At 73.0% G+C, this 14,054-nt stretch carries 14 protein-coding genes and 1 pseudogene; all 15 read left to right on the top strand.

What is annotated here, in order from left to right:
• Window positions 1-84 precede the first annotated feature (84 nt).
• Complete coding sequence (locus IR158_RS13775) at window positions 85-1,962, top strand: HSP90 family protein (RefSeq protein WP_291813967.1); 1,878 nt, start codon at window positions 85-87, stop codon at window positions 1,960-1,962.
• Entirely contained in the window at window positions 1,959-3,536 is a 1,578-nt protein-coding gene (locus IR158_RS13770; protein WP_291813965.1) for a hypothetical protein, read from the top strand. Before IR158_RS13775 ends, IR158_RS13770 begins: the two co-directional genes overlap by 4 nt.
• Before the next feature lie 117 nt (window positions 3,537-3,653).
• The gene (gene rpmE, locus IR158_RS13765) at window positions 3,654-3,869 is read left to right on the top strand and encodes a 50S ribosomal protein L31 (protein ID WP_291813963.1); all 216 of its coding nucleotides are present in this window, start codon (window positions 3,654-3,656) and stop codon (window positions 3,867-3,869) included.
• A 126-nt stretch (window positions 3,870-3,995) separates the two neighbouring features.
• Entirely contained in the window at window positions 3,996-5,087 is a 1,092-nt protein-coding gene (gene prfA / locus IR158_RS13760) for a peptide chain release factor 1 (RefSeq protein ID WP_291813961.1), read from the top strand.
• Window positions 5,084-6,010, top strand: a complete 927-nt coding sequence (gene prmC / locus IR158_RS13755; protein WP_291813959.1) for a peptide chain release factor N(5)-glutamine methyltransferase — start codon at window positions 5,084-5,086, stop codon at window positions 6,008-6,010. Before prfA ends, prmC begins: the two co-directional genes overlap by 4 nt.
• Entirely contained in the window at window positions 6,007-6,699 is a 693-nt protein-coding gene (locus IR158_RS13750) for an L-threonylcarbamoyladenylate synthase (RefSeq protein ID WP_291813957.1), read from the top strand. The genes prmC and IR158_RS13750 overlap by 4 nt, the downstream gene beginning before the upstream one ends.
• Window positions 6,696-7,808: an MraY family glycosyltransferase gene (locus IR158_RS13745; RefSeq protein ID WP_291813955.1), complete on the top strand. Its 1,113-nt coding sequence runs from the start codon at window positions 6,696-6,698 to the stop codon at window positions 7,806-7,808. The genes IR158_RS13750 and IR158_RS13745 overlap by 4 nt, the downstream gene beginning before the upstream one ends.
• A complete protein-coding gene (locus tag IR158_RS13740) occupies window positions 7,805-8,266 on the top strand; it encodes a hypothetical protein (RefSeq protein WP_291813953.1) in 462 nt (153 codons plus the stop codon). Before IR158_RS13745 ends, IR158_RS13740 begins: the two co-directional genes overlap by 4 nt.
• Window positions 8,267-8,359: 93 nt before the next feature.
• Window positions 8,360-9,214 carry a F0F1 ATP synthase subunit A gene (gene atpB, locus IR158_RS13735; RefSeq protein WP_366928446.1) on the top strand — a complete coding sequence of 285 codons (855 nt, stop codon included), beginning with the start codon at window positions 8,360-8,362 and terminating at the stop codon, window positions 9,212-9,214.
• 102 nt (window positions 9,215-9,316) lie between these two features.
• Window positions 9,317-9,547: an ATP synthase F0 subunit C gene (gene atpE, locus IR158_RS13730; RefSeq protein WP_089803054.1), complete on the top strand. Its 231-nt coding sequence runs from the start codon at window positions 9,317-9,319 to the stop codon at window positions 9,545-9,547.
• The gene (locus IR158_RS13725) at window positions 9,544-10,125 is read left to right on the top strand and encodes a F0F1 ATP synthase subunit B (RefSeq protein WP_291813951.1); all 582 of its coding nucleotides are present in this window, start codon (window positions 9,544-9,546) and stop codon (window positions 10,123-10,125) included. The genes atpE and IR158_RS13725 overlap by 4 nt, the downstream gene beginning before the upstream one ends.
• Entirely contained in the window at window positions 10,125-10,937 is an 813-nt protein-coding gene (locus tag IR158_RS13720; RefSeq protein WP_291813949.1) for a F0F1 ATP synthase subunit delta, read from the top strand. Before IR158_RS13725 ends, IR158_RS13720 begins: the two co-directional genes overlap by 1 nt.
• 68 nt (window positions 10,938-11,005) lie before the next feature.
• The gene (gene atpA / locus IR158_RS13715; RefSeq protein ID WP_291813947.1) at window positions 11,006-12,634 is read left to right on the top strand and encodes a F0F1 ATP synthase subunit alpha; all 1,629 of its coding nucleotides are present in this window, start codon (window positions 11,006-11,008) and stop codon (window positions 12,632-12,634) included.
• Window positions 12,635-12,636: 2 nt separating this feature from the next.
• Window positions 12,637-13,533, top strand: a complete 897-nt coding sequence (locus IR158_RS13710; protein ID WP_291813946.1) for a F0F1 ATP synthase subunit gamma — start codon at window positions 12,637-12,639, stop codon at window positions 13,531-13,533.
• Between the two features lie 72 nt (window positions 13,534-13,605).
• Window positions 13,606-14,054: pseudogene (locus IR158_RS13705) on the top strand (F0F1 ATP synthase subunit beta); the annotation flags it as partial.

The raw sequence follows: 14,054 nt of genomic DNA, 5'->3' as shown, positions 1-14,054 counted from the left end.
CTATGCTCCGACCGGACATCTCGGGCGAAGGGGACGCACGGCCATGTGCCCAGCACGGCATCACCGCCCTCCGGAGGCGACGACATGAGCGCGACCGAGGTCGACCGCGCCTTCCAGGTGGACCTGCGCGGCGTCGTCGACCTGCTGGCCCGGCACCTCTACTCGGGCCCGCACCTCTACCTGCGCGAGCTGCTGCAGAACGCCGTCGACGCGATCACCGCGCGGCGTGCCGTTGACCCGGGAGCGCCCGCCACGGTGCGTGTGCGCCCGCTCGAGGACGGCGGCCTCGAGGTCGTCGACACCGGCATCGGGCTCACCGTGGACGAGGCGCGCGACCTGCTGGCGACGATCGGGCGCTCGTCGAAGCGCGACGAGCACCTCGGCTCCGGGCGCCCCGAGTTCCTCGGCCAGTTCGGCATCGGTCTGCTCGCAGCCTTCATGGTGGCCGAGGAGATCGACGTCGTCTCCCGGTCGGCGGTCGACCCGAAGGCCCCGGCGGTCCGCTGGCGCGGGTCCGACGACGGGCGGTTCTCCGTCGCGCCGTGCCACGACGACGTCGCACCGGGGACCACCGTGCGGCTGCGCCCCCGCGCGGACGCGGACCACTGGTTCACGGAGGGCTCGGTGGTCGCGCTCGCCGAGGAGTACGGCGGTCTGCTGCCCGTCGACGTCGCCGTGGAGGTGCGGCTCGAACCTCCGGGGTCGCGGTCGGCCGACGGCACGACCGCCGACCGCCCGACGGCGTGGCGGCGCACGAGCGCGCGGCACCTGCCGTGGCGGACGTCCGGCGACGAGGCGTCCCGCACCCGGGCGCTCGCGGACTACTGCGAACGCGTCTTCGGGCTGCGCCCTCTCGCGCACATCGACCTGCGGGTGCCGTTGGCCGGCGTCGAGGGCGTGGCCTTCGTGATGCCGGTGCCGGTCGCGCAGGGCACCTCCGTCCGGCACCGCGTCTACCTCAAGCGGATGCTGCTGGGCTCGCGCGTCGACGGGTTGCTGCCCGACTGGGCGGTCTTCGTGCGGTGCGTCGTCGACGCCCGTGCGCTGCGGCCCACGGCCTCGCGGGAGGCGCTCTACGAGGACGAGGTCCTCATGGCCACCCGCGAGGCGCTCGGTGCGGCGGTCCGGGACTGGACGCTGCAGACCCTGCGGTCGTGGTCGCCCCTGACGGACGACTTCGTCGCCGCCCACGACCTCGCGCTGCGCGCCCTGGCCACCAGCGACCAGGAGATGCTCGAGCTGGTCGCGCAGGTGCTGCCGTACGAGACGACGGACGGCACGCGCACGCTCGAGGAGGTGCGTGCCGAGCACGGCCGCGTGCTGTACGCGCCCACGCTCCAGGAGTACCGGCGGGTCGCCGCCGTGGCCCGCGCGGAGGGGCTCGCCGTCGTCAACGCGGGGTACGTCTACGACGCGGACGTCATGGCGCGGCTGGCGGCGCGACCGGGGTGGGACGTGCAGGTGCTCGGTCGGGACGACGTGCAGGGTGTGCTGTCGCCCCCGCCACCCGAGCTGCTGGTGTGGTGGTCGGGCGTCGAGCGGGACGCCGAACGCGTGCTCGCGCCCCTGGAGTGCGCGCCGCTGCTGCGGACGTTCGGGCCCGCCTCCCTGCCGGCGCTGCTCCTCGACGGCGCCGACGCGCGGTTCGAGCGGCTGCGACGCCGGCTCGTGGAGGAGCGGCGGGACGTCTGGGCCGAGGTCCTCGCGAGTCTCGACGACGTGGCGCCCCCAGCGGATCGGATGCTGGTCCTCAACGGTGACAACGCCGTCGTGCGGGCGCTCGCGGACGCGCCACCGGGACCGGTGCGGGACGCCGGGCTGCGGGCGCTCTACGTGCAGGCGACGCTCCAGGCGGGGGAGCCGCTGCGTGCGCGGGACGCGGAGCTCATGACGGCGACGCTCGAGGTGCTCCTCCGCGCGGGTCTCGCAGCGGGCTCCCAGCCGCAGGGCGGCATGCCGTGACGGAACGGGCGGCTCAGGCCCTGGCCGAGATCACGGCGCTGCGCCGGCAGCGGCGCGGCGTCGCGCAGACCGCCGCGCTCGAGGAGGTCGTCGCCCGCCTCGAGGCGGAGGGCCCCGCCGAGGCCCTCGCGTCCGCGTACGCCGGCGTGGTCGAGTCGATCGCCCTGCGTGATCCGTTCGAGCTCGCGTTCGTGCAGTTCACGAGGGCTGTTCGGTGGGCGGACGACCACCCGGACCTCCTGCGTGACGAGGACGTGCGCGAGCTGCTCTGGATGCACAAGTGGATGGCTGCGGACCTGATCGACCTGCCGTCCTCCCCGCGCGAGCAGATCGAGCAGGTGCTGCGTGACATGGAGCGCCGGTGCGCCGAGTCGGGTCGCCCTGCGACGTCGGTGCGGCTGATCGAGTACCTGTGGGACTGGCACGCGGGTCGTCCGGGCGCCGAGGAGTCGTACGAGCGGTGGCTGGCGAGCCCTCGTGACGATCTCGCCGACTGCGGTTGCTACGAGGCGGGGAGGCGTGCTCGGCACCTGTGGGAGTCGGGCCGCCCGGTCGAGTCGATCGCTGTGGCGGAGCCCGTCGTCGGCTACCGGCTCACCTGCCGCGGGCAGCCGGACGACCTCCTGGCGACGCTGCAGCTGGCCTACCTCGACGTGGGCAGGTACGACGACGCGGCCAGGGCGCACCACCGTGCGCGCGCCGCTGCACGGGCGGCCGGCACCGAGCTGCGATCGCCCCGGCACCTGCTCTTCTACACCCGCGCGGGCCACCTCGACGACGGGCTGGCGCTGCTGGTCCGGACGCAGGAGCAGCTGGTGTCGACCAGGCCCAGCGTCCGGCTCGGCCATCTGCAGTACGCGGCGGCGCTCACGGCGAACCTGCGCCTGCGTGACCCGGCGACGCCGGTGCGGCTCGACGTCGCACCGGTCGGCGACGTCGCGGAGCTCGACGACTGGGTCGTCGCCGCCGCGCGTGAGCTCGGTGACCGGTTCGACGCGCGTGACGGGACCGACGGCCAGCGGCGCTTCCTGGCCCGGTGCCTCGCGATCAGGCCAGTCGCCTGGCGGGTCGACCTGTCGCAACCGGCCTGGGCCGGCCCGGCGCCCGAGCCCCGGCCGGCTGCGGCGGGGGACGAGGCCGGCGAGCCGGAGCACGTGCTCGCGTCGCGGCGCGGTGACGCGGCCGTGGCTGCGGGGGACCTCGACGGTGCCGCGGCGGAGTACTACTCGGCGGCGGACCTCGCCCGGGACGACGGGCTGCTGGTCGACGCGGGCCTCGCGCTCGCACGCGCTGCGCGCTGCGTGCACCTGGGGCCCGACCAGCACGAGGCGGAAGAGGTCTACGACGAGGCGGTCGCGCTGCTGCGTGCGGGCGGTGCGGGGTTCAGGACGCTGCTCGAGGTCGTCCTCGCGTGGGTCCCGACGGCGCTCGCGGCCGGCCGCGACCCGGCGGTGAAGGACGAGCTGGACCGTCTGGAGCGGGAGGCCCCGGGGCTCGCCGACAGGGGGCGACCGAGCGCCACGATCGAGGAGCGGGCGGCGGCGCTGCGGGCCCTCGCGTCCGACGGCCGCTGAGTGCGGCGGGAAGGTTTTTCGGGCCGCCACGGTTCTGGCACAATGGTCTGTCGGTCTGCGGTTCACCGGCGCGGTACGCGCGTCCGGACCCGGAGACGAAACCCAAGGAGAACTCCCGTGAAGTCTGGCATCCACCCGGAGTACGTGGTCACCGAGGTCACGTGCACCTGCGGCAGCACGTTCGTCACCCGCTCGACGGTGGCGGACGGCAAGATCCACGCCGACGTCTGCAGCGCCTGCCACCCGTTCTACACCGGCAAGCAGAAGATCCTCGACACCGGCGGCCGTGTGGCCCGCTTCGAGGCGCGCTACGGCAAGAAGACGGCGAACTAGCTCCTCCACAGCGCCGGTGCAGCCGGCGGACGACGGCCCTCCATGGTCGTGTCCGCCCGCGCACCGGCGCTGTCGCTGTGTGCGGCCGTCGGTCGCACGGGTCGTTGACCAGTGGGAGGACAGGACGTGGAGCATCTCGACGCCGTCGAGGCGATGCTCGTGGAGCACGCGGAGATCGAGCGTGACCTCTCCGACCCGGCCGTCCACGCGGACCCCGCGCGGGCACGTCGGCTGGGGAGGCGCTACGCGGAGCTCGGGCGCGTCGTGCAGGCCTACCGCCAGTGGCGCGCGGCCGCGGAGGACGCGCAGGCGGCCGCCGAGCTGGCTGCCGAGGACGAGGCCTTCGCCGTCGAGGTGCCCGCGCTCCAGGAGGCCGCCGCCACCGCCGCCGCGCGGCTGCACCGCGTGCTGGTCCCGCGCGACCCGGACGACGCCCGCGACGTGATCCTCGAGATCAAGGCGGGGGAGGGCGGCGAGGAGTCCGCCCTGTTCGCGGGCGACCTGCTGCGCATGTACACCCGCTACGCCGAGCGGCAGGGGTGGAGCGTGCAGGTCCTCGACGCGACGCCGTCCGACCTCGGCGGCGTCAAGGACGCGCAGGTGGCGGTCAAGGCCCGCACCGCCGGCCCGCCGGAGGACGGCGTCTGGGCGCACCTGAAGTACGAGGGCGGCGTGCACCGCGTGCAGCGGGTGCCCGTCACCGAGTCGCAGGGCCGGATCCACACGTCGGCGGCCGGCGTCATGGTGTTCCCCGAGGCGGACGACGACGGTGACGTCGACATCGACCCGAACGACCTGCGCATCGACGTGTACCGCTCGTCCGGGCCGGGCGGGCAGTCCGTCAACACGACGGACTCGGCGGTGCGGATCACGCACGTGCCGACCGGCATCGTGGTGTCGATGCAGAACGAGAAGTCGCAGCTGCAGAACCGTGAGCAGGCGATGCGCGTGCTGCGGGCCCGGCTGCTCGCCGCCCGCCAGGAGGAGGCTGCCGCCGCCGCGAGCGAGGCACGCCGCTCGCAGGTGCGCACGGTGGACCGTTCCGAGCGGATCCGGACGTACAACTTCCCGGAGAACCGGATCGCCGACCACCGCACCGGGTACAAGGCGTACAACCTCGACCAGGTGCTCGACGGGGACCTCGGGCCGGTCATCGCGTCCGCCGTCGAGGCCGACGACGCGGCGCGGCTGGCCGCGGCCGGCGGGGGGCCCGCATGAGCGGCGCCGCGACCGCGCGTGACGCGGGCCCGGGCCTGCGCGCGTACGTCGAGGGGGCCGCGACGGTGCTGGCCGAGGCGGGCGTGCCGTCCCCGCGGCACGACGCGATCGCCCTCGCCGCGCACGCGCTGGGGCTGGCCCGCGTCGAGCTGGTCCTGCCGCCGCCGCTGCCCGAGGGCTTCGCGGCCACGTACGCCGGGCTGGTCGAGCGGCGCCGGCGGCGCGAGCCGCTGCAGCACATCGTCGGGCACACGGTCTTCCGGTTCCTCACCCTGCGCGTGGAGCCCGGCGTGTTCGTGCCGCGTCCCGAGACCGAGACGGTCGCGCAGCTGGCGATCGACGAGGCCGCGGCCCTCGCCGCCTCCGGTGGGCGGCCGCTGGTCGTCGACCTGTGCACCGGCACGGGGGCGATCGCGGCCTCCGTGGACACCGAGGTGCCCGCGAGTCGCGTCGTGGCCGTCGACCTGTCCGACGCGGCGGTCGGGCTGGCCCGCGCCAACGCGGCGGCCGTCGCCGGCCCCGACCTGCGGGTGGTGCAGGGCGACGTCCGCGATCCCGCGCTCCTCGCGGAGCTCGACGGCACCGTCGACGTCGTGGTGTCGAACCCGCCCTACATCCCGCCGGACGCCGTGCCCCTCGACCCCGAGGTCCGTGACCACGACCCGGACGTCGCGCTGTACGGCGGCGGGGCCGACGGCCTCGACGTGCCGCGCGCGGTCGTCGCCGCCGCCGCGCGCCTGCTCGCCCCCGGCGGTCTGCTCGTGATGGAGCACGCGGAGGTGCAGGGCGCCACTGCACGCGCCGCAGCCGCTGCGACCGGGGCGTTCGTCGACGTGCGTACCGTGCCGGACCTGACGGGCCGCCCCCGCACCCTCGTGGCACGGCGGGTCGCACCGGCGGTCGTGGGAGACTCGCCCGCGTGAGCCTCATCCGGATCAAGGACGCGACCGACCCCGCGACCTGGGGCCCCGCGATCGACGAGGCGGTCAACGCCGTCGGTCGCGGCGAGCTGGTCGTGCTGCCCACGGACACCGTGTACGGGATCGGTGCCGACGCGTTCGACCCGCGTGCCGTGCAGCGCCTCCTCGACGCCAAGGGGCGTGGCCGCCAGATGCCGCCGCCCGTCCTCATCCCCGACGTCCGCACGCTCGACGGGCTCGCCACGGACGTGCCCGACACCGTGCGGGCGCTGGCCGAGGCCTTCTGGCCCGGTGGTCTGACGGTCATCCTGCGGGCGCAGCCGTCGCTCGCGTGGGACCTGGGGGAGACCCACGGCACCGTCGCGCTGCGCATGCCGGACCACCCTGCCGCCCTCGCGCTGCTGCGGCGCACCGGGCCCCTCGCGGTGTCGAGCGCCAACCTCACCGGCCGGCCCGCCGCGACGACGGCGACCGAGGCGTACGACCAGCTCGGCGACCGCGTCGCGGTGCTCCTCGACGCCGGTGCGGCACCCGGGGGTGTCGCCTCGACCATCGTCGACGCCACGGGGCCGGCGCTGCGCGTCGTGCGGCTGGGTGCGATCGACCTCGCGGCGCTCGCGGCCGTGGCACCGGTCATGGCACCGCCCGCGCCCGGCCCCGACGAGGGTCGGCCGGAGGCTCCTGCGTCGTGAGGACCTACCTTCTCGTCGCCGTCATCGCAGCGGTCGTCACCTACCTGACGACGCCGCTGGCGCGGTGGTGCGCGCTGCGCTGGGGTGCCATCACGGCGGTGCGGGACCGCGACGTCCACGCGGTCCCGACGCCCCGCCTCGGTGGCATGGCGATGTTCGCCGGTCTGCTCGTGGCGCTCCTGATGGCGTCCCAGCTGCCGTTCCTCGCACCGGTGTACGCCAACCCGCGGCCGATCTTCGGCATCGTCGGGGGCGCCGCCCTGGTGTGCGCGCTCGGCGTCGCCGACGACATCTGGGACCTCGACTGGCTCACCAAGCTCATGGGGCAGGTGCTCGCGGCGGGCTTCCTCGCGTGGCAGGGCGTGCTGCTGTACCAGCTGCCCATCGGCGGCGTCCTCAGCGGCTCGTCGCGCACGGCCGTCTTCGTCACGGTGGTGTCCGTCGTCGTGGCCATGAACGCCGTGAACTTCGTCGACGGGCTCGACGGGCTGGCCGCGGGTGTCCTCGCGATCGGGGGGGCCGCGTTCTTCGTGTACGCGTACCTGCTCACGGTCGACACGAGCGCCAACGACTACTCCAACCTGGCCACCCTCGTCGTCGGCGTGCTGGTGGGGACGTGCGTGGGGTTCCTGCCGCACAACCTCTATCCGGCGCGCATCTTCATGGGCGACTCGGGCTCGATGCTCCTCGGGTTCGTCATGGCGGCCGCGGCGATCGTCGTGACGGGGCAGATCGACTACCTGGCCGTCGTCGAGCGCGTGCGGTTCCCGGCGTACGTGCCGATCCTGCTGCCGGTCGCCGTCCTGGTGCTCCCGCTGCTGGACATGGGCATGGCGATCGTGCGACGGCTGCTGACGGGCAAGAGCCCCTTCCACGCGGACCGGCTGCACCTGCACCACCGGCTGCTGGCGCTCGGTCACAGCCACCGCCGTGCCGTGCTCATCATGTACGTGTGGACGGCGGTCCTGGCGTTCGGCGTCGCGGCGCTCGCCGTCCTGTCCACCACGACGGTCCTCATCGCCACCGGCGTGGGCCTGCTCGTCGCGACCGCACTGACCCTCGGCCCGCTGCGCGGGCGCCCCCCCAAGCCCGTGGAGGCCACCCCATGACGACGGACCCCGCTCCCGATCCTGCTGCCCGCGCCGCCGAGCCCGACCCGACCGCGGCGGTGTTCCGCCGTGCACTGCGCGACACCGCCGTCCTCCTCGGTGCCCTGGCGGTGCTGGGTATCGGTCTCGGGGCCCTCGTCGCCGGCGTGCCGGGCGTGTGGGGCGCGCTCATCGGCGTGGGCCTCGCGCTGGTGTTCTCCGGGACCACGGTGGTCGCGATGCTGCGCACGCTGCACTCGCCGCCGCACACGATGGCGGCGGTCGTCATGGGCACCTGGCTCGCCAAGGTCCTGGTCGTGGTCGTGGTGCTCGCGCTGCTGCGTGACCTCGACTTCTACTCCCGAGGCGTCCTCGCCGCGGTGCTCGCGCTGGGGGTCGTCGGGTCGGCCGTGCTCGACTTCCGGGCGGTGAACAACGGCCGGGTGCCGTACGTCGAGCCCGGTGCCACCGGACGGTGATCTGCATCACCACATCGAAAGCCCTGGTGGGCCGGACCTAGGTCACCCATGGGTTAGGCTTTCCCCCATCCACGACGGCTAGGTGCTGCCGGTGTGCCCGCGACGAGGCGGCACCGGACATCACGACCACAGGAGACCGCACTGTCCAGCATCGCGACGATCCTGCCGCTCGCCGCGGACGACAGCGGCTTCCACACGCCCACGATCGCCGACTTCTTCCCGGCGCCGTTCCTCTTCGAGGGCACGATCCTCGAGTTCAACCGGATGCAGCTCGTCCGGGTGATCGCGACCGTCGCCCTCGTGGTGGTCATGGTGATCGCCGCCCGCAAGGCGAAGCTGGTCCCGAGCCGCGGGCAGAACGTCGTGGAGCTGCTGCTCGACTTCGTGCGCGTCAACGTCGCCGAGGACATCATCGGCAAGGAGAAGGCGCACAAGTACGTCGCGCTGCTCACGACGATCTTCTTCGCGATCCTCGCGTTCAACATCACGGGCATCATCCCCGGCCTCAACATCGCCGGGTCCTCGCTCATCGGCCTGCCGGTGATGCTCGCGCTGTGGGTCTACGTCATGTACCTCGGCGCCGGGGTGCGCGCGCACGGGCTGGGTGGCTTCCTCAAGGCGAGCCTGTTCCCGCCGGGAGTGCCGCCGTTCCTCTACGTGCTGCTGACGCCGGTCGAGTTCCTCACCGTCTTCATCCTGCGTCCCGTGACGCTCGCCGTGCGACTCATGGCCAACATGGTCGCCGGGCACCTGATGCTCGTGCTCTGCTTCGCCGCGACGGACTTCTTCGTCCGCTCGATGTCGGGCATGACCGTCTTCGCGGTGCCGAGCCTCCTCGGTGGGTTCGCGATCACCCTGTTCGAGGTGTTCGTCGCAGCCCTGCAGGCCTACATCTTCGTCGTCCTCGCGGCCGTCTACATCAGCCAGTCGATCTCCGACGAGCACTGACCACACACCCCGCGGGACTTCGGCCCCGCACCTGAGCACGAGCCCCCGGCCGACCGGCAGGGGACCCAACGGAAGGAACGAGCCACCGTGGCAGACACCAGCATGATCCTCGCCGCCGCTGACGCCGTCTCCGGGAACATCGCGACCGTCGGCTACGGCCTCGCGGTGCTCGGCCCGGGTATCGGTCTGGGCATCCTCATCGGCAAGACCGTCGAGGGCATCGCACGCCAGCCCGAGGTCGCCGGCCAGCTGCGCACCACGATGTTCATCGGTATCGGGTTCGTCGAGGTCCTGGGCCTCCTCGGCCTCATCACCGGGTTCCTCTTCACGTGAGCGGCGCCGCGGTCTCCGCGGCCGTCGTGACGGCCGCGGGCGAAGAGGTCGAGGGCATCCAGCTGCTCCTCCCGGCCAGCTACGACCTGCTCTGGTCGACGATCGTGCTCGTGGTCATCGCGGTGGCGTTCTACAAGTACGTGCTGCCGAAGTTCCAGGCGGTGCTGGACGAGCGCACGGAGAAGATCGAGGGCGGTCTCGCGCTGGCGGAGACGGCCCAGGCCGAGGCGGCCGCGCAGCTGGAGGAGTACCAGCAGCTGCTCGCCGACGCCCGTGCCGAGGCGGCGCGCATCCGTGAGGACGCGCGGGCCGAGGGTGGAGCGATCCTCGCCGAGTCGCGTGCCCGCGCCCAGGAGGAGGCCGCTCGCATCGCCGAGACGGCCCAGCGCCAGATCGACGCGGAGCGCCAGGCCGCGGCCGTGTCCCTGCGCGCCGACGTGGGCACGCTCGCGACGGAGCTCGCCTCGAAGATCGTGGGCGAGTCGCTCGAGGACGAGGCGCGACGCTCGCGCGTCGTCGACCGCTTCCTCGACGACCTCGAGGCCAGCACCACCACGAGCGCAGGCAAGGGGAACTGATGCGCGGGACCAGTCGCGCCTCGCTGCAGGCGGTGGAGAACCGGTTCGCGCCGGTCGTCCGCGCAGCCGGCGGCACGGCACGCACGATCGGCGACGAGCTGTTCGCGCTCGTCGACGCGCTCGACTCGTCGGGCTCGCTGCGCCGCACGCTGGCCGACCCGTCGCTCGAGCCCGAGGCCAAGAGCGGGCTGGTCGCACGTCTGCTCGACGGTGCGGACCCGCGCACCGTCGAGATCGCTCAGGCCCTCGTGCGTTCGCGGTGGTCGGCCGACGCCGACCTCGCGCACGCCGTCGAGCGTCTGGCGTTCGTGGCGCTGCTGTCGTCGGCGCAGAGCGCCGGCACGCTGGCGCAGGTGGAGAGCGAGCTGTTCGCCATCACCCGCGCCCTGGCCGGTCAGCGCGAGGTGCGTCGGTTCCTCCTGGACGACGCGTACCCCGCGCAGGCGCGCGGCGAGCTGGTCGACCGTCTGCTCGACCAGCAGGGCGACCCCATCACCCAGGCGGTGGCACGGCGCGCAGCGGTCGCGCCCCGCGGGCGTCGGTACGTCACGACGCTGCAGCACGTCGGTGACGTGATCGCCGAGCTCCGCAGCCTGGAGGTCGCCACCGTCGTGTCGGCCTCGCCGCTCACCCCGACGCAGACGGATCGTCTCGCGGACCTGCTCGGCCGTGCCCTCGGGCGGGCCGTCCAGGTCAACGTCGTGGTGGACCCCGACGTGGTGGGAGGGCTGCGCGTGCAGTCCGGCCCCGACGTCATCGACTCGACCGTCCTCTCCCGACTCGCCGATGCACGCCGGCAGCTGGCCGGCTGACAACGCCGGAGCACCGGCCCACGACACACCGCACGCGCGACGCGCGTGCGTCAGATGAGGAGAACGCCATGGCTGAGCTGACTATCCGGCCGGAGGACATCCGCTCCGCGCTGGACAGCTTCGTGAAGTCCTACGAGCCCAAGGGCCCGGCGACCGAGGAGGTCGGACGGGTCGCGGTCGCGGGCGACGGCATCGCGCAGGTCGAGGGCCTGCCCGGTGCGATGGCCAACGAGCTGCTGAAGTTCGAGGACGGCACGCTCGGTCTGGCGCTGAACCTCGACGTCCGCGAGATCGGCGTCGTCGTGCTGGGTGAGTTCACCGGCATCGAGGAGGGCCAGGAGGTCCGCCGGACCGGCGAGGTGCTCTCGGTCGCCGTGGGCGACGGCTACCTCGGTCGCGTCGTGGACCCGCTGGGCCAGCCGATCGACGGCCTCGGCGAGGTCGAGACGGACGGTCGTCGTGCGCTCGAGCTGCAGGCGCCCGGCGTCATGGCGCGCAAGTCGGTCCACGAGCCGCTGCAGACCGGCCTCAAGGCCATCGACTCGATGATCCCGATCGGCCGCGGCCAGCGTCAGCTCATCATCGGCGACCGCCAGACGGGCAAGACGGCCATCGCGATCGACACGATCATCAACCAGAAGGCCAACTGGGAGACGGGCGACCCGACCAAGCAGGTCCGCTGCATCTACGTCGCCATCGGCCAGAAGGGCTCGACCATCGCCTCCGTGCGTGGCGCGCTCGAGGCCGCCGGTGCGCTGGAGTACACCACCATCGTGGCGTCCCCGGCCTCCGACAGCGCCGGCTTCAAGTACCTCGCGCCGTACACCGGCTCGGCCATCGGCCAGCACTGGATGTACCAGGGCAAGCACGTCCTCATCGTGTTCGACGACCTGTCGAAGCAGGCCGAGGCCTACCGTGCCGTGTCGCTGCTCCTCCGCCGGCCCCCGGGCCGCGAGGCGTACCCCGGCGACGTCTTCTACCTGCACTCCCGTCTGCTCGAGCGCTGCGCCAAGCTCTCGGACGAGCTGGGTGCCGGCTCGATGACCGGTCTGCCGATGATCGAGACGAAGGCCAACGACGTCTCGGCGTACATCCCGACCAACGTCATCTCCATCACGGACGGGCAGATCTTCCTCCAGTCCGACCTGTTCAACGCCGACCAGCGTCCCGCCGTGGACGTCGGTATCTCGGTGTCCCGCGTCGGCGGTGCCGCGCAGGTCAAGGCGATGAAGCAGGTCTCCGGCACCCTGAAGCTGGACCTGGCGCAGTACCGCTCGCTCGAGGCGTTCGCGATGTTCGCCTCCGACCTCGACGCGGCGTCCCGCGCCCAGCTGACGCGTGGTGCTCGCCTCATGGAGCTGCTCAAGCAGGGCCAGTACTCGCCGTTCCCGGTCGAGGACCAGGTCGCGTCGATCTGGGCCGGCACCAAGGGCAAGCTCGACGACGTCCCGATCCAGGACGTCCGTCGCTTCGAGTCCGAGCTGCTGGACCACCTGCGCCGCAACACCGACGTCCTGTCGACCATCGCCGACTCGGGCAAGCTCGAGGACGCGACGGAGAAGGCCCTCGGTGACGCGATCGACGAGTTCCGGCTGGGCTTCCTCACGTTCGACGGCAGCCCGCTCGTGGGCAGCCAGGAGGAGGACGGCGACGTCGAGGTCGAGCAGGAGCAGATCGTCCGCCAGAAGCGGGCCTGAGCATGGCGGGTCAGCAGCGCGTCTACAAGGCGCGGATCAAGAGCACCCAGTCGCTCAAGAAGATGTTCCGCGCCCAGGAGCTCATCGCGGCGTCGCGGATCGGCAAGGCCCGCGACCGCGTGGCCATGGCGACCCCGTACTCGCGGGCGATCACCCGTGCGGTGTCCGCCGTCGCGACGCACTCGACCACGTCCCACCCGTTCCTGGTCGAGCGTGACGACACCAAGCGCGTCGCGGTGCTGCTCATCGCCTCCGACCGCGGCATGGCGGGCGCCTACTCGGCGAGCGTCATCCGCGAGACCGAGCGTCTCGTGCACCGGCTGGAGGGCGAGGGCAAGCAGGTCGCCCTCTACGTCTCGGGTCGCCGCGCCGTCGCGTACTACACGTTCCGGCAGCGCGAGCTCGCGGGCAGCTGGACGGGCTTCTCGGACGCGCCGACCCCCGAGATCGCGGACGAGATCGCGGACGCGCTGCTGTCGGCGTTCACGGCGCCGGCCGACGAGGGCGGCGTCAGCGAGGTGCACGTCGTGTCCACGCAGTTCGTCAACATGGTGACGCAGCGTCCGCGCGTGATCCGCATGGTGCCGCTCGAGGTCGTCGAGGGTGTCGAGCCCCCGGGGGAGCACGACGCCCTGCCGCTCTACGAGTTCGAACCCAGCCCCGAGGAGGTGCTGGACGCGCTGCTGCCGCGCTACGTGCGCACGCGCATCTACGCCCACCTCCTGCAGGCCGCGGCTTCCGAGCTCGCGGCACGGCAGCGGGCCATGCACACGGCCACCGAGAACGCCGAGGACCTCATCCGCACCTACACGCGACTGGCCAACCAGGCGCGTCAGGGCGAGATCACGCAGGAGATCAGCGAGATCGTGTCGGGTGCCGACGCTCTCGCCTCTTCCTGACCCACGAACGACAGCACGACACCGACCCCTGCCGGGCGCCTGAGCGGCCCGGACGAGCGAAGCGAGGCAGACATGACCGCCACCACCGTCGACGCGACGGCCGCGAACGCCGGCACGCCCGGCGTCGGCCGGGTCGCGCGGGTCATCGGGCCCGTCGTGGACATCGAGTTCCCGCCGGACCGGATCCCCGAGATCTACAACGCCCTCGAGGTCGACATCGACCTCTCGACGCAGGGCGAGGGCGAGGCCTCCGGCGGCTTCACCATGACGCTCGAGGTCGAGCAGCACCTGGGTGACTCCCTGGTGCGCGCGATCGCGCTCAAGCCGACCGACGGCCTCGTCCGTGGCGCGCAGGTGCGCGACACCGGCCTGCCGATCTCGGTGCCCGTCGGCGACGTGACCAAGGGCAAGGTCTTCAACGTCACCGGTGAGGTGCTGAACCTCAAGGAGGGCGAGACGCTCGAGATCACCGAGCGCTGGCCCATCCACCGCAAGCCCCCGGCCTTCGACCAGCTCGAGTC

It is taken from the genome of Cellulomonas sp., assembly GCF_015234515.1.
In the GTDB taxonomy this organism is placed as follows: domain Bacteria; phylum Actinomycetota; class Actinomycetes; order Actinomycetales; family Cellulomonadaceae; genus Cellulomonas.
This window is presented reverse-complemented; position numbering and strand designations above follow the sequence as displayed.

Bases quoted from the DNA above. Each gene is read 5' to 3' on its own strand.
- IR158_RS13775 (WP_291813967.1), top strand. From the start codon at position 85: ATGAGCGCGACCGAGGTCGACCGCGCCTTCCAGGTGGACCTGCGCGGC.
- prmC (WP_291813959.1), top strand. From the start codon at position 5,084: ATGAGCGGCGCCGCGACCGCGCGTGACGCGGGCCCGGGCCTGCGCGCG.
- IR158_RS13740 (WP_291813953.1), top strand. From the start codon at position 7,805: ATGACGACGGACCCCGCTCCCGATCCTGCTGCCCGCGCCGCCGAGCCC.
- atpE (WP_089803054.1), top strand. From the start codon at position 9,317: ATGATCCTCGCCGCCGCTGACGCCGTCTCCGGGAACATCGCGACCGTC.
- IR158_RS13720 (WP_291813949.1), top strand. From the start codon at position 10,125: ATGCGCGGGACCAGTCGCGCCTCGCTGCAGGCGGTGGAGAACCGGTTC.
- atpA (WP_291813947.1), top strand. From the start codon at position 11,006: ATGGCTGAGCTGACTATCCGGCCGGAGGACATCCGCTCCGCGCTGGAC.
- IR158_RS13710 (WP_291813946.1), top strand. From the start codon at position 12,637: ATGGCGGGTCAGCAGCGCGTCTACAAGGCGCGGATCAAGAGCACCCAG.